Raw genomic sequence first — 15461 nt, forward strand, 5'->3', positions numbered from 1 at the left:
CGTATTTCTGTCGCTTGCCTGTCGAAATTGCCCTCTTATAATGGGCCATGACAATAGAAAAACGAACGATTCCGCCCTTCGCCTTTATCAGCCCCGAGCCTTTCGCGCCGCAGTCCTTCACGGACCCGAAAGAAGCAGTCGAGGCTTTGACCGCGCTTTACGAACGCAATACGGCGTTCCTGATCAACTCCTTCACCGACCTTGCCAAGGGCGCGCCGATCGCCGGCCGTTACCGTGCCTGCTATCCGCAGGTCAGCCTTGAGACCGCGACCTTCGGTCATGTCGACTCGCGTCTCTCCTATGGTCACGTCACCGCGCCCGGCGTCTATACGACGACGATCACCCGTCCGGAGCTTTTCCGCCATTATCTTAAGGAACAGCTGGGGCTTCTGATGAAGAACCATAGCGTTCCGGTCACGGTGTCGGAATCGGCCACGCCCATTCCGCTGCATTTCGCTTTCGGTGAAGGCGCTTATGTCGAGGCGGCAGCCGCATCCTCGCTCTCCGACGTGCCGCTGCGCGATCTGTTCGATACGCCCGATCTCAACAATACCGACGATCTCATCGCCAATGGCGAATATGATCAGGTGCCGGGCGAACCCGCGCCGCTGGCGCCCTTTACTGCGCAGCGCATCGACTATTCGCTGGCCCGCCTCAGCCATTATACGGCAACCAGCGCCAGCCATTTCCAGAATTTCGTGCTGTTTACCAACTACCAGTTCTATATCGACGAATTCGCCGCATGGGCGCGGCAGATGATGAAGAATGGCGGCGAAGGCTACACGGCTTTCGTGGAGCCGGGCAACATCATCACCCCCGCCGGTTCCGACAGGCCTGAAACGGACGCCGTGCTCGCCCGCCTGCCGCAGATGCCCGCCTATCACCTGAAGAAGAAGGGCCATGCCGGCATCACGCTCGTCAATATCGGCGTCGGCCCTTCCAACGCCAAGACGATCACCGATCATATCGCCGTGCTGCGCCCACATGCCTGGCTGATGGTCGGTCATTGCGCCGGCCTGCGTAACAGCCAGCGGCTGGGCGATTATGTTCTGGCGCATGCCTATGTGCGTGAGGACCACGTTCTGGACGACGACCTGCCGGTCTGGGTGCCGATCCCGGCGCTGGCCGAAGTGCAACTGGCGCTGGAAGGTGCTGTGGCGGAAGTCACGGGTTACGAGGGCTTCGAGTTGAAGCGCATCATGCGCACCGGCACCGTCGCCACCATCGACAACCGAAACTGGGAGCTTCGGGATCAGGCCGGCCCGGTCAAGCGCCTGTCGCAGTCCCGCGCCATAGCACTCGACATGGAATCGGCCACCATCGCGGCCAATGGCTTCCGCTTCCGCGTGCCCTACGGCACCCTGCTCTGTGTCTCCGACAAGCCGCTGCATGGCGAACTGAAACTGCCGGGCATGGCGACGGAGTTTTACCGCACCCAGGTCGCCCAGCACCTGCAAATCGGCATCCGCGCCGTGCAGAAGCTCGCCGCCATGCCGACGGAAACGCTGCATTCGCGCAAGCTTCGAAGCTTTTACGAGACGGCGTTCCAGTAAGATTGCGCATCCTCGCCCCTCAAGGTGTCGGTGTTGGTTCCTTCACCTTGAGGCGTTGCAATGCGAATAATGATCGATCTGGATGACGCACTGATCGCAGAGATCATGGAAATTACCGGTCTATCCAATGCTCAAGGCGGTTGAAACGGCCTTGAGAGAATTTGTCCGGATACATCAGCAGAGACGTGCGCTCGATGAACTGCGGGGCATTGGCTGGGAAGGCAATCTCGGTGAAATCCGCGATCGTTGGAGCACCGATGAAGCCTAGCGGATGAAGGCAGACGGGAGCCGTCATCCAGCGGCGCGACCCACTGCTGCTCGGTTTAAATCTCGAGACAGGCTGCCTTGCATTGAAGTTGATCGCAAAGTGGGCGCGTTTTCTCGGCGTTTTCCTTGGGACGAGCCTACGGCTGTCCGGTTTGAATTTTCGAGCACCGTCTATGGCATTGATTTTTAATGCTGTTCAGACGCATTACATCGTTCGGACACGAATGAAATATTGGGGTCATCCGATGAATGGCAAATCCAGCCAATCACTCTGACGTCATTCCTCGGGCCTGTCCCGAGGATCTGCAACCGATTGATTTTGTTGACGTGTTTAGATCCTTGGGACAAGCCCAAGGATGACGCCGGAGCTTCATCTAAACCGCACGGCGGTGAGCAGGCGCGAGAATGATGACGAGTGTTAAGGAAGCAGTTCAGCAGCTCGCCAGAAACGGCTGACCGCACTTCCTAAACGGTTTTCACCGTTCCCTCCACCCGCACCGGGAAATTCACCGACCGTGCGATGAAGCACTTATCATGCGCATCATGGTGCAGTTCGTCCACACGGGCGGGGTCGCCTTTCGAGATGGTGATGACCGGTTTCAGTACCACTTCGCTGAATTGCCCCGCGCCGTCCTTTTCCATGACAAGCGTGCCTTCGGCATTGTCGACATAGTCTTCGACGATGATGCCGTTGACGGAGCAGAAATGCAGGTACCAGAGCTTGTGGCAGGCCGAGAGCGAGGCGACCAGCAGGTCTTCCGGGTTCCAGCGGGAGGGATCACCGCGGAAAGCGGGGTCTGAAGAACCGGCGATATCGGCTTTTCCCGCTGTGGAAATCGTGTAGTCGCGCTCATAATCGCGATAGCCAGACGTGCCCTTGCCGCGATTGCCGGTCCATTTCACCTGCACGGCGTAATGATGTTCCTGTCCTGCCATTATCATTCCTCCCTTGGAACCTTTTTTCGCATTTCCTGACGGAAACCCGGTGTCCATTTTTCCTAGAAATGCTCTCGCATATCACGCACGTGATCGAGCCCCTTGCGCAGCGTGTCGATGATCTCATCCACTTCCGAGCGGCTGATTGTCAGCGCCGGCGAGGCCAGCATACGGTCGCCGGTGGCGCGCATGACAAGGCCGTTTGCCAGGCAATGGTTGCGCACGGCGGTACCGATGTCATCCGGTTTGGCGAAACGCCTGCGGGTTGGCTTGTCGGCCGTAATCTGCAGGCCGCCCATCAGGCCGACATTCACGGCCTCACCCACCAGTTCGTGGTCGGTCAGGCTTTTCCAGCCTTCGGAGAAATAAGGGCCGATATCGTCACGCACCCGCTCCACCAACCCCTCATCCTCGATGATGCGGAGATTTTCCAGCGCAGCAGTGGCGCAGACGGGATGGCCGGAATAGGTGAAACCGTGGTTGAAGTCGCCGACTTCCGACAACATCACTTGCGCCACCCGGTCGGAAACGATGACGCCGCCGATCGGCAGATAACCTGAGGACAGGCCCTTGGCGACGGGCGCGAAATCCGGCTCCACGCCGAAATGCTGGTAACCGAACCAGGAGCCGAGGCGGCCGAAGCCGCAGATCACCTCGTCGGAGACGAGCAGGATATTGCGTGCCTTGCAGATGCGGGCGATTTCCGGCCAGTAAGTTTCCGGCGGCACGATGACGCCACCTGCCCCCTGAATGGGTTCGGCGACGAAGGCGGCGACATTTTCCTCGCCGAGTTCATCGATTTTCGCATCCAGTTCGCGGGCCACTTTCAGGCCGAATTCAGCGGGCGAAAGATCGCCACCCTCGGCATACCAATAGGGCTGGCCGATATGGGCAATGCCCTCGATCGGCAGGTTGCCCTGCTCGTGCATCCACTTCATGCCACCGAGCGAGGCGCCGGCCACCGTCGAGCCGTGATAGCCGTTGCGGCGGGCAATGACCTTCGTTTTCGTCGGATGGCCGAGCGCCTTCCAGTAGACCCGCGCCATGCGAAACCAGGTGTCGGTGGCTTCCGAACCGGAATTGGTGAAGAACACATGGTTCATGCCAGGCCCGGCGCGTGAGGCGATCTTCTGCGCCAGAAGTGTCGCGGGCGGCGTGGTCGTTCCGAAAAACGCGTTGTAATAGGGCAGCTCGTTCATCTGCCTCTGAACGACATCGGCGATTTCGCGGCGTCCATAGCCAATATTCACGCACCAGAGGCCGGCAAAGGCGTCGAGGTATTTCTTGCCGGTGCTGTCATAGATGAACACCCCTTCGGCCCGCTCGATGATGCGGGTGCCGGCGGCGTTCAACTTGCCCATGTCGGAAAACGGATGAAGGTGATGGGCGGCATCGATGGCGGCGAGGTTGGATATCGGCTTGGAGACTTCATTCATGACAGATCGCACTCCCGCAAAGACGACGGCGCTGACGCTACCGCGCAACCGAACATGGCCGGGCGGCTTTGATTTGGCAAGGCTGGTGGTTTTTAGGAGTCAGCATGAACGAGCGGATGCGGCTGGGTTTCTTCTCCCCGAGGGGGAGAAGGTGGCCCGAAGGGTCGGATGAGGGGGCGACGCCAGCGATAGACCGAGAGCTTGCCCCCTCATCCCGCTGCCGCGACCTTCTCCCCGGCGGGGAGAAGAAACAAGCGGCGCGCTCCCAATCCAAACGCACTCCGGTCACGCGCTACGCGAAAAAAGCCCGCCCCACCAGCACCTTCAACTCGCCGGCGTGAACCTCCAGCGCCACATCCCGCTCCATCGGCAGCAGTTCGCCATCGATGACGCAGCGCACATCGTGGCGCTTTTTCGGAAAATGCAGCTCCACATCCGTGACCGTCATGGCGGTGACGGCAGCATTTTCCTTCAGCCTGCCGCGCAGGATGTCGAAAACGAGCTTAGCTACGCCGGAGGGGCGTAGCGGGTCCGTGAGATAGAAACCGAGATGGCCACCCGACACACTATCCGCCACCAGCAGCGAATTCTGGCCAAATTCATTGTTGGAGACGGAAATGGCAGAGACCTTACGATGCTGGGTTTCACCGTTGACGGTATATTCCACCTCGAAGACCGGCGGATTGAGGATGACGCTGATGGCGGCGCGAATGCTTGCCTTGATCTTTCCGAGACGGGAGGCGAAAGCGAGATTGTTGCGGTAGCGCACCATGCGCGAATGCAGGCCAGCGGAAAACTGGTGGACGAAAAGGCGGCCATTGGCGCTGGCTATATCCACGCTGGCGATATCGCCATTCGCCAGCGTTTCCAGTGCGAGGCGAATGTCGAGCGGCAGTTTCAGCGAGCGGGCAAACAGGTTCATGGTGCCGGCCGGCACGATGCCAAGCGCAATGCCCTGTTTCCAGGCAATGCCGGCGGCGGCCGAAATGGTGCCATCGCCACCGCCGGCAATAATGCCTTCAATATCAGGCTCATCGGCGGCGCGTTGCATTTCCTCGACAATGTCTTTTCCGGAAACCAAACGGCAATCGATCGTGTGCCCGGCACGGGAAAAGACTGCGTGGGCGTGTTCGCAATAGGCATCCATATCCGTGGTGCGAAAGGTGCCGCCGTCACGATTGAAAATTGCGATGAGCTTCATGTTTCCAACCTGATCCTGTGAGGCAGCCGCGCGTAAATGCCTGGGGTTATATAGGGTTCCAAACACCATCGCGTGAAGATGCTCTTTTGCCGAGAATCGCTCTACCGCAACGCGTCATTTCATGTTAGAGGTCACTTAAGGTCATTTTCATGACCGCGCATCTCCAGTCAGGGCAGACCGCTCCCATACGGTCTTGCCCTTTTTTCTGTTGGGTACTCCCCCTTCTCAGGTCACCATGAGCCAGTCGAAAATTTCCGAAGCCCACCCCGCAGCGGAGAATGAAACCGTTTACACGGACGCTCCGGCCGTGGCGTTGTCGCCGCTTGCCATCGCGCTTATAGAACTGGCTCTGGCCGCCGGGGGCTTCGGCATCGGCACCGGCGAATTCGCCATTATGGGCCTCTTGCCTGACGTTGCCACGACCTATGGTGTGACGGTGCCGCAGGCGGGTTATGTCATCACCGCCTATGCGCTTGGTGTCGTCATCGGTGCACCGATCATCGCGGTTCTTGCGGCGCGCATGACGCGGCGCGCTTTGCTCCTCGGCCTGATGGGTCTTTTTGCGGCCGGCAATATCCTGAGCGCCATCGCACCGGATTTTTTGAGCTTTACCGTGCTGCGCTTCATCACCGGCCTGCCGCATGGCGCCTATTTCGGCGTTGCGGCACTGGTGGCGGCCTCCATGGCGCCGATCCATAAGCGCGCCCGCGCCGTTGGCCGCGTCATGCTCGGCCTCACCATTGCCACGCTGCTCGGCACACCGCTCGCCACCTTTTTCGGCCAACTGCTGTCCTGGCGCGCCGCCTTCATGCTGGTCGGCGGCATAGCGCTCCTAACCGTCGCCCTGCTGTGGCTGTTCCAGCCGCGTGACCGGGTGGAGGAAGGTGCGAGTGTGTGGCGCGAACTCGGCGCTTTCCGCCGCGTGCAGGTGTGGCTGACGCTTGCCATCGCCGCGGTCGGTTTCGGCGGCATGTTCTCGGTTTTCAGCTATATCGCCAAGACCACCACCGATGTGGCGATGATGCCGGTTTCCACCGTTTCCATGGTGCTGGCGCTGTTCGGCATCGGCATGAATGTCGGCAATGTGGTCGGCTCGCGGCTTGCCGATATCTCGCTCAACGGCACGATTGGCGGCATGCTGGCCTTTAACGTGCTTGTCATGGTCCTGTTCGGCATGACGGCGCATGAGCCCTTCATGCTGTGCCTCTGCGTCTTCCTGATCGGCTGCGGTTTTGCCGCCTGTCCGGCGGTGCAGACGCGGCTGATGGATGTGGCGCAGGATGCCCAGACGCTGGCCGCCGCCTCCAACCATTCCGCCTTCAACATCGCCAATGCGCTCGGCGCCTGGCTCGGCGGGCTCGTGATTTCCATGGGCTTCGGTTATGCTTCAACCGGTTATGTCGGGGCGGTTTTGTCCCTTCTCGGGCTTGGCGTTTTCCTCGTTTCCGTCACCGTCGAGCGGCGCGAAAAGGCGGCTTGAGCCGGCCCTATCGAAGCTTACGGAAATTTCACAATCGGGCGCTTGACTCTTTTCGGTTTCAGGCGCACCACGGCCTTACGCGCAGGCCAATCAGCACGGCGCGGATTTCAACGGAGCATCATTAGATGTCTAGCGACAGTAGCAGTCGATTGCCTTTGCCGAGACCGGCGAACGTGAACTGATCCGACCTCTGTCGGCTCACCACCGCGTTCGCCGTTATCGGCGAATCGACGGAAAGGTGAGCAATCATGAACTTCCACAACCTCTCCCAGAGGGCCAGCAAGGCCGCACGTCTTCTTCGTAGCGGAAACGCCGGCTCCACGACCATTGCCGAACGTGTCGAATACCTCAACACGCTTGAGGTCGGTGATGCCGCAACCGCCCTGCTCGCCATGCCGCAGGCAAAGGCCGTCGCCATTCTCGACCGGCCCGAACTGCATGGCGCAGCCGCCATCATCGCCCATATTCCTGTCGAACAGGCTGCCCGCTTCGTCAACCTGATGTCTGACGACCGCGTTGCCGACGTCATGGCGGAAATGGCCGAAGAACCGCGCGCAAAGCTGTTTGCAAGGCTGGACCGCACGACGGCTCTCTCCATCAAGCACCTGATGGGGTATCCGCCGCGCACCGCCGGCTCGATCATGACCACGGAATTCGTCAGCGTGCCTGACGACTGGACGGTGGAACAGACCCTTTCGCACATCCGCGTTGTCGAGCGCTCGCGTGAAACGGTCTATGCCATCTATGTGCTGGCGCAGGATGGAACGCTGACGACCGTCGTGACGCTGCGCCGCCTGCTGACCGGCGAAGCCGGCGCTTCCATTCTCTCCGTCGCATCGAAGGAAGGCATCGTCTGCGCCAGCCCCTTGATGTCGCAGGAGGATGTCGCCCGGCTGATCCGCAAGCACGACCTTCTGGCGCTGCCCGTCGTTGACGATCACTCGCATATTCTCGGCATCGTCACCGTTGACGACGTGATCGACACCATGATCGCCGACACTACGGAAGACGCCCACAAGTTCGGCGGTATGGAAGCGCTGGGCAAGCCCTATATGACGATCGGCTTCCCGGACATGATCCGCAAGCGCGCGGGCTGGCTCGCAGCACTCTTCCTCGGTGAGATGCTGACGGCAAGCGCCATGCAGCATTTCGAGGGTGAGCTGGAAAAGGCTGTGGTGCTGACGCTGTTCATTCCGCTCATCATGTCTTCGGGCGGTAACTCCGGTTCGCAGGCCACCTCGCTCATCATTCGGGCGCTGGCGCTTGGCGAACTGAAGCTCTCCGACTGGTGGCGGGTGCTGCTGCGGGAAATTCCGACGGGTCTGACGCTTGGCTGCATTCTGGGCGCCATCGGCTTCCTGCGCCTGACGGTCTGGCAACAGGCCGGGTTTTATGACTACGGTGACCACTGGCTGCTGGTGGGCGCCACCGTGTTTTCGGCACTTGTCGGCATCGTCACCTTCGGTTCGCTTGCAGGCTCCATGCTGCCCTTCATCCTGCAGCGCCTGCGTCTCGACCCCGCCAGCGCCTCTGCACCCTTCGTCGCCACGCTGGTGGATGTCAGCGGCCTCGTCATCTACTTCTCGGTGGCGCTGGTGATCTTGAGCGGCACGTTGCTTTAAAAGACAAAAGGCCCGCTTTTCCGAGCGGGCCTTTTCATTTGCGGAATGCGCCTGCGCGCAAGTGCTCATCAGCCGCCGGCGCTGATGACGCCCGTTCCCAGAAGCGCAAGCAGGATGAAGCCGATGACCACGCGATACCAGACGAAGGGCATATAGCTCTTGGTGGAGACCAGCTTGAGGAAGACGACAATCACCGCATAACCGACGATGAAGGCGATCAGGGTCGCGAGACCTGTTGGCCCCCAGCCGACCGGATTGTCTTCACCGATGCTTTTGAAGAGCTGGTAGAAGCCGGAGCCGAAGACGGCGGGAACGGCGAGCAGGAAGGAATAACGGGCAGCTGCCTCGCGGGTATAGCCGAGCAGCAGGCCGGCGCTGATGGTGCCGCCCGAGCGCGAGACGCCGGGGATGAGCGCCATGGCCTGCGCGAAACCGAACAGGATGCCATCGCGCCAGATCAGCTGGTTCAGCTTGTAGCGCTTCTCACCGATCCTGTCGGCAATGCCGAGAACGATGCCGAAGACGATCAGCATCACGGCGGTGATATAGAGGTTGCGCAGCGAATGTTCGATGGCGTCCTTGAAGAACAGGCCGAGAAACACGATTGGCACCGAACCGATGATAATCAGCCAACCAAGCCGGGCATCGGCCTTGTCATAGGGGCCGAGGCGAAGGTTTTGCCGCAGCCAGGCGGCGGCGATGCGCATGATATCGGACCAGAAATAGACCAGTACTGCCATTTCCGTGCCGATTTGCGTAATCGCGGTGAAGGCGGCGCCCGGATCGGTGCCGGAGGGGAGAAACTCCCCGGCGATGCGCAGATGCGCGCTTGAAGAAACCGGAAGAAACTCCGTAAGCCCTTGCAAAAGGCCGAGAAATCCGGCCTCCATCCAACCCATGCTCATGTGCTTTGATGTCCCTGCTGCGAATCACGATGGCAGCATTATGCATTAATCGGGGCAAATGCATGTTGCATCGCACCATCCCGAGCATTGAGAGCGGCACGTGGTTTTACCCGTGATTTTTCAAGCGGCCTTTTCCGCGGCCTGCGGAAGCTGTGTGTATTTCGCGCCGTTCTTGCAGACGACATGGGCGTCACCCCAGCTTTTCAGCGCCGAAATCACCGGCTTCATGGTGTCGCCAAGCGGTGTCAGCGCGTAATCCACACGTGGCGGCACCACCGGGAAGACGGTGCGTGAAATCAGACCCGCCTCTTCCAGTTCGCGCAGCTGCTTGGTCAGCATGCGCTGGGTGACACTTGGAATGTGGCGGCGCAGCTCGTTGAAGCGCAGAACGCCTTCGTTGATGAGGTGATAAAGGATCACGCCTTTCCATTTGCCATCGAGAAAACTCAAAGCCGATTCCACCGGGCAGCCGGGGAAATTGCCTGTCAGCTTGGCGCGCGGTCGCGACATCACAGTATCCTTTTTGTATGTATCATCACAAAATGTGCATTCTTGCGATCGATGTTCATATGTATCAAGTAAGAGGCACGCAAACAAGCAAAGGAGACTGTTCATGCGCGCCATCGGTTACAAGACGAACTTGCCCATCACCGCAAAGGATGCGCTTGTCGATATCGACATGCCCCAGCCGGAGGCGAAGGGGCACGATATTCTGGTGGAGGTGAAGGCGGTTTCGGTCAATCCCGTTGACACCAAGGTGCGCCGCAATCAGCCGCCGGAAAATGGTGCTACCCGCGTGCTTGGCTTCGACGCTGCGGGCGTGGTGAAGGCCGTCGGCGACAAGGTCTCGCTGTTCAAGCCGGGCGACGAGGTGTTTTACGCCGGTGTCATCAACCGTCCCGGTTCCAACAGCGAATTCCATCTGGTCGATGAGCGCATTGTGGGCGCAAAGCCGACATCGCTGAATTTCGAGGAAGCTGCAGCACTACCGCTGACCGCAATCACCGCTTACGAGACACTGTTTGACCGGCTGCGGGTGAAGGAGCCGGTTCCGGGTGCCGCAAATGCCGTTCTGGTCATCGGTGGCGCCGGTGGCGTCGGCTCGATCGCCATTCAGCTTTTGCGGGCGCTGACGGACCTTACCGTCATCGCCACGGCGTCAAGGCCGGACACGATGGCGTGGGTAAAGGAACTGGGGGCGCATCACGTCGTCGATCACAGCAAGCCGATTGCTCCGCAGGTGGAAGCACTTGGCCTCGGCGCGCCGGGCTTTGTCTTCTCCACCACCCATAGCGACATTCACGCCGCCGACAGCGTGGCGGCCATTGCGCCACAGGGCCGGTTCGCGCTGATCGACGATCCGGCCGGCGGTTTCGACGTCATGGCCTTCAAGCGCAAATGCGTATCGATCCATTGGGAAATGATGTTCGCCCGCGCCGTGTTTGAGACGCCAGACATGATCGAACAGCACAAGCTGCTGAACCACGTTGCGCAACTGGTCGATGGCGGCAAGATCAAGACGACGCTGACGGAAGTCTTTGGCACCATCAATGCAGCAAATCTCATCAAGGCGCATGCGCTGATCGAGAGCAACAAGGCCAAGGGCAAGATCGTGCTTTCGGGCTTCTGATCGACACGACGGCGCGTCCCATCGCGGGCGCGCCAATTCCGCCCTGTGCCTCTGCCACGCGCGAAAAATCTGGCGTGGCTTTCTCTTTATCAGTCGTCGTCCGGATCTTCCGGGCATGGCCATGATGCGGGCGTGGTCAGGCCGCTCGGCAATTTTGTCTCGGCGTCGCCGCAGGCAATATCGACCTGCCTTTGCTCCAGCCCCGTCGCGGTGGAAAGATCCACCCCCTCGATGCGCGTCAGGAGCAGGAAGGCACTGGTGAAATCCACCGGCCCGCCAAGTGTCGCGCCGCCGAAGCGGGCGCGCGACAGGTTGGTGAGGGAAAATTTCGAGCCGTTCAGCGTTGCACCCTCGAAATCGGCGCGCCCGAGTTCGGCCTTGGTGAAATCCGTGCCGTCAAGCTTAGTTTTTTCGAACTTGGTGCGCTGCATTTCGGCGTTGATAAATTTCGCATTGGTGGCGTCGGCGGCGCTAAAGTCGCTGCGATAAGCTTCCACCTTGGTCAGATTGGCGCCCTGCAGGTTCGCCTCCCCCAGCGCCGTGCGGATGAGTTTCGCCTTTTCAAGATTGGCGCCCTTCATCGAAGAGCCGCGCAGGTCGGTATAGGTGAAGTCTGTGCCGTAAAGCATCGCCGAATCGAGATTGCTGCCGCCCAGCATCAAAAGGCGCTTGTTGCATTCGCGCCAGTCTATGCCGGCCATGGCATCGGTGCGGCAGCTGGCAGCCACCAGCGGACCGCCGCTCAGCGAAACGGCAATAACCACGCCGGCCGCCAAAGCGGCACCAAACCTTGTCTTCCGCACGATATTCAGCTTCTGAACGCCGGACATTCTCTTACTCCCTGCCACCGGAGCGACGGCGCAAACTTGAGCCGCCCCTGGGGACCATATGCACATTCAAGGCGTTACCGCATTTCCATTCCGCATTCCACGGGCCAGTTGACGGCAGGACACCCCAACATCCTATATGTAAGAAATCGAAGAGCAATCCACAAATAGGCAGGGGGCAAAGAGGCTGTGGATGTCTTTTTTGCCATCATGCCGAAAACGCCTTCTTCCAGCCGGACCACACGTTGGGTTGAATCAATGCAGGCCCTCAACCCAAGCACGACGTCATCCTCGAGCCTGTCCCGAGGATCTGCAACAAATTGATTTTGGCGACGTGTTTAGATCCTTGGGACAAGCCCAAGGATGACGGCGGATGCCTCTGCGACATCACATATTGGCGTAAACCGGCCCCTCACCGCCTTGCGGCGGCACCCAGTTGATATTCTGGTTGGGATCCTTGATGTCGCAGGTCTTGCAGTGCACGCAGTTCTGGGCGTTGATGACGTAGACCTCCTCGCCGTCCTTCTCCACCCACTCATAGACCCCGGCCGGACAGTAGCGCGTCGACGGACCGGCAAAGACGTCGTGTTCGGAACGCTTCTGCAACTCCATATCCTTCACCTGAAGATGCACCGGCTGGTCCTCCTCATGGTTGGTGGAAGACAGGAACACCGAGGACAGGCGGTCGAAAGTCAGAACGCCATCGGGTTTGGGATAGGCGATCGGCTTGTGCTTCGAAGCCGGCTCGAGGCTTTGCGCATCCGTCTTGCCATGCTTCAGCGTGCCGAAGACCGAGAAGCCGAACAGCTGGTTCGTCCACATGTCGAGACCGCCAAGGCCGACGCCAACCAGCGTGCCGAATTTCGACCATAGCGGCTTGACGTTGCGCACCCGCTTCAGATCCCTGCCGATATCGCCTTCGCGCCATTCGGCCTCGATCTCCGCTACCTCGTCATGGGCGCGACCGTCCGCAATCGCCGCGGCGATCTTGTCCGCCGCCAGCATGCCCGACAGCACCGCATTGTGGCTACCCTTGATGCGCGGCACGTTGACGAGACCGGCGGAACAGCCGATCAGCGCACCGCCGGGGAAGGTCAGTTTCGGCACCGACTGGTAACCGCCTTCGGTGATGGCGCGCGCGCCATAGGAGATGCGCTTGCCGCCCTCGAACGTATCGCGGATGGCCGGATGCGTCTTGAAGCGCTGGAATTCCTCGAAGGGATAAAGATAGGGGTTCTTGTAATTGAGATGCACCACGAAGCCGACAGCGACGAGATTATCCTCGAGATGATAGAGGAACGAACCGCCGCCGGTCTTGAAGCCCAGCGGCCAGCCGAAGGAGTGCTGCACGAGGCCCTGTCTGTGGTGCTCCGGCTTGACCTGCCACAGTTCCTTGATGCCGATGCCGAATTTCTGCGGCTCGCGATCCTTCGACAGGTCGAATTTGGCAATCAGCTGCTTGGCGAGCGAACCACGCACGCCTTCTCCAACAAGCACATATTTGCCGTGCAGTTCCATGCCGCGGGTGAAGCCAGGGCCAGGCTCGCCGTTCTTTTCGATGCCCATATCGCCGGTGGCGACACCGATGACAGCGCCATCGTCATTATAAAGCACTTCGGTTGCGGCAAAGCCGGGATAGATCTCGACGCCGAGCCCTTCCGCCTTTTCCGCCAGCCAGCGACAGACCAGCCCAAGCGAGACGATGTAATTGCCGTGATTGTTCATCAAGGGCGGCATCATGAAATTCGGCAGGCGGATGGAGCCAGCCGGGCCTAAAAACATGAACTGGTCGTCCTTGACCTCGGTCTTGAAGGGATGCCCCTCCTCTTCGCGCCAGCCGGGCAACAGCCGGTCAATGCCGATGGGATCAACCACCGCACCGGAGAGGATATGGGCGCCGACTTCAGCACCCTTCTCAAGAACGACGACCGAAAGCTCAGGCTGCACCTGCTTCAGCCGGATCGCGGCGGCAAGACCCGCAGGACCCGCTCCGACAATCACAACGTCGAATTCCATCGCTTCGCGTTCGGGCAGTTCCATCGCTTCCGTCATCTCGTCCTCTCAGATCGCCGGTCCCATCCGGCTGTTATTATATCCGCTTTCCGGCATCGACAGGGCATTGCCGGTGCGAGGTAAAAAGCCCGTGCGCAACAAGGAGTTCGCCTCCCCTGTCTTCGCAAAGCAAGACGCCTTTGTCGAGCTTCTATAGCGGCAAAACATGTCGCAGGCCAGTCAATTGTCAGACAACCTGATGATTGATTTATTACTTTTACGTTCACGTAATAAAATAAGAGCGATGCGTATTTGCGTCAAGAGTGGTTGGTGTTTGGGGAAGCTGGGGCTTCCGCATTGCGCCACAAGCGCATATGGCTCACATTCGTCGGCAATGGCTGACGCAGGCTCCAATCTGCGACGAGCAGAAACGGATCGCTGTCGAAGTTAAAGCTCCTCCCGGTCAGTCGGGAACGACTTTCGCACCTCCCATAATTTAGCATTTAAGAAAAGTGAAATGCTGTTGTGGCAATCTGGAGGAACCAGCAGGCTGATCTGCAAATGAAATACGTGCCATGTGTGCGTGCACATACGGGTGTTTTGTAGCAGGGCCACGTCGTCAGGCAATGTGAGAAAGCGATTCCTTGTTTACACAGCAGCAATTGATTTCCATCCTTTCCTCCCTTCCAGACCCCGCGTTCATCTTGACGCGCAGCGGCCGTTATGCGGCTGTATTCGGAGGGAAAGACCTTAGACACTATCATGACGGTAGCGGTCTTGTCGGGCGTAGTATGTTCGAGATGCTGAAAGAAGAGAAGGCAAGGTGGTTCGCTACCGAAATTGAAAAGGCGCTGGCAAGCGGTGTGCTCCATATCGTCGAATATGAACTCAGCGGCAGTGATGTCAAAGGAGCCGGCGACGGTCCCAGTCATTCCATCTGGTTCGAAGGCCGCGTTCAGGCGCTCGATTTTCAAGTAGAGGGCGAGGCTGCCGTTGTCTGGGTAGCGAGCAATATTACCGATAAGAATGACGTCCAGCAGAAGCTCCGCCAACTGAGCGAAACCGACGCCCTGACGGGGCTATATAACAGACGCAAGCTGATTGAGACGCTCGACCACCGGTTAGCGATCTTTGAACAAGAAAAATCGCAGACTTCTTTACTCGTATTTGATCTCGACAATTTCAAACAGCTTAATGACCAGATGGGGCATCACGCAGGCGACATGGCCCTGGTGGAAATTGCGCGCCTGTGCCGACAGCACCTGCGCCAGAACGATGTGATTGCCCGTTTCGGGGGAGACGAGTTCGTGGTTGTGATGCCGGGCACCCATCGTAACGATGCGTTGGAAATTGCCGAGCGACTGCGTGAGAATGTTCCGATCACCCTGAAGCAAAGCCTGCGTTACGAAGCGACTATCAGCGGCGGTGTCAGCGAATTCGGCCAGCCTGATCGCTTTTCCAGCGATATACTCAAACGCGCCGACGAGGGCTTGTATTTGTCAAAACGCGCCGGTCGCAACCGGGTGTCAGCTCTATAATTCCAGTCGACGCAAACTGTTCCTCCTTAGAGGGGTGGCTTCGGACCAGAAGCGACCAATGTAGTCAGCCACCT

General features: G+C 59.3%; 13 protein-coding genes. 6 read left to right on the plus strand and 7 right to left on the minus strand.

Features of this window, described 5'->3' with window-relative positions; translation table 11 throughout:
* The first annotated feature begins 47 nt into the window (after positions 1-47).
* A complete protein-coding gene (gene amn, locus FCH38_RS03430; RefSeq protein ID WP_149898939.1) occupies positions 48-1553 on the plus strand; it encodes an AMP nucleosidase in 1506 nt (501 codons plus the stop codon).
* A gap of 69 nt (positions 1554-1622) precedes the next feature.
* Positions 1623-1697: a hypothetical protein gene (locus FCH38_RS23455; RefSeq protein ID WP_236776562.1), complete on the plus strand. Its 75-nt coding sequence runs from the start codon at positions 1623-1625 to the stop codon at positions 1695-1697.
* A gap of 588 nt (positions 1698-2285) precedes the next feature.
* Here FCH38_RS23455 and FCH38_RS03435 read toward each other — a convergent pair.
* The 3 genes from FCH38_RS03435 to FCH38_RS03445 form a co-directional block, all read right to left on the minus strand.
* Positions 2286-2756, minus strand: a complete 471-nt coding sequence (locus FCH38_RS03435; RefSeq protein ID WP_174372824.1) for an OsmC family protein — start codon at positions 2754-2756, stop codon at positions 2286-2288.
* A 62-nt stretch (positions 2757-2818) separates the two neighbouring features.
* The gene (locus FCH38_RS03440; protein WP_174372825.1) at positions 2819-4192 is read right to left on the minus strand and encodes an aspartate aminotransferase family protein; all 1374 of its coding nucleotides are present in this window, start codon (positions 4190-4192) and stop codon (positions 2819-2821) included.
* A 292-nt stretch (positions 4193-4484) separates the two neighbouring features.
* Positions 4485-5393 (minus strand): diacylglycerol/lipid kinase family protein, encoded by a 909-nt coding sequence (locus tag FCH38_RS03445; RefSeq protein ID WP_174372826.1) that lies wholly within the window; start codon positions 5391-5393, stop codon positions 4485-4487.
* A gap of 235 nt (positions 5394-5628) precedes the next feature.
* Here FCH38_RS03445 and FCH38_RS03450 point away from each other — a divergent pair, with 235 nt between their 5' ends.
* Together FCH38_RS03450 and mgtE are read left to right on the plus strand one after the other, a co-directional pair.
* Entirely contained in the window at positions 5629-6873 is a 1245-nt protein-coding gene (locus FCH38_RS03450) for an MFS transporter (RefSeq protein ID WP_174372827.1), read from the plus strand.
* 248 nt (positions 6874-7121) lie between these two features.
* The gene (mgtE, locus tag FCH38_RS03455) at positions 7122-8495 is read left to right on the plus strand and encodes a magnesium transporter (protein ID WP_174372828.1); all 1374 of its coding nucleotides are present in this window, start codon (positions 7122-7124) and stop codon (positions 8493-8495) included.
* Between the two features lie 68 nt (positions 8496-8563).
* Here mgtE and FCH38_RS03460 read toward each other — a convergent pair whose 3' ends face one another.
* Both FCH38_RS03460 and FCH38_RS03465 read right to left on the minus strand, forming a co-directional pair.
* A complete protein-coding gene (locus tag FCH38_RS03460) occupies positions 8564-9400 on the minus strand; it encodes an undecaprenyl-diphosphate phosphatase (protein ID WP_174372829.1) in 837 nt (278 codons plus the stop codon).
* 120 nt (positions 9401-9520) lie between these two features.
* A complete protein-coding gene (locus FCH38_RS03465; RefSeq protein WP_149898930.1) occupies positions 9521-9910 on the minus strand; it encodes a winged helix-turn-helix transcriptional regulator in 390 nt (129 codons plus the stop codon).
* Between the two features lie 103 nt (positions 9911-10013).
* Between FCH38_RS03465 and FCH38_RS03470 the strand changes: the two genes are divergently transcribed.
* Positions 10014-11030: a zinc-binding alcohol dehydrogenase family protein gene (locus FCH38_RS03470; RefSeq protein ID WP_174372830.1), complete on the plus strand. Its 1017-nt coding sequence runs from the start codon at positions 10014-10016 to the stop codon at positions 11028-11030.
* Between the two features lie 89 nt (positions 11031-11119).
* On the opposite strand, the gene FCH38_RS03475 is transcribed toward FCH38_RS03470, so the two are convergent.
* Both FCH38_RS03475 and FCH38_RS03480 read right to left on the minus strand, forming a co-directional pair.
* Positions 11120-11860: a pentapeptide repeat-containing protein gene (locus tag FCH38_RS03475; protein WP_174372831.1), complete on the minus strand. Its 741-nt coding sequence runs from the start codon at positions 11858-11860 to the stop codon at positions 11120-11122.
* A gap of 384 nt (positions 11861-12244) precedes the next feature.
* The gene (locus FCH38_RS03480; RefSeq protein WP_174372832.1) at positions 12245-13909 is read right to left on the minus strand and encodes an electron transfer flavoprotein-ubiquinone oxidoreductase; all 1665 of its coding nucleotides are present in this window, start codon (positions 13907-13909) and stop codon (positions 12245-12247) included.
* A 584-nt stretch (positions 13910-14493) separates the two neighbouring features.
* Between FCH38_RS03480 and FCH38_RS03485 the strand changes: the two genes are divergently transcribed.
* Complete coding sequence (locus FCH38_RS03485) at positions 14494-15387, plus strand: sensor domain-containing diguanylate cyclase (RefSeq protein WP_153513444.1); 894 nt, start codon at positions 14494-14496, stop codon at positions 15385-15387.
* The last annotated feature ends 74 nt before the right edge of the window (positions 15388-15461 follow it).

This window comes from Agrobacterium tumefaciens (assembly GCF_013337285.1).
Classification (GTDB): Bacteria; Pseudomonadota; Alphaproteobacteria; order Rhizobiales; family Rhizobiaceae; genus Agrobacterium; species Agrobacterium burrii.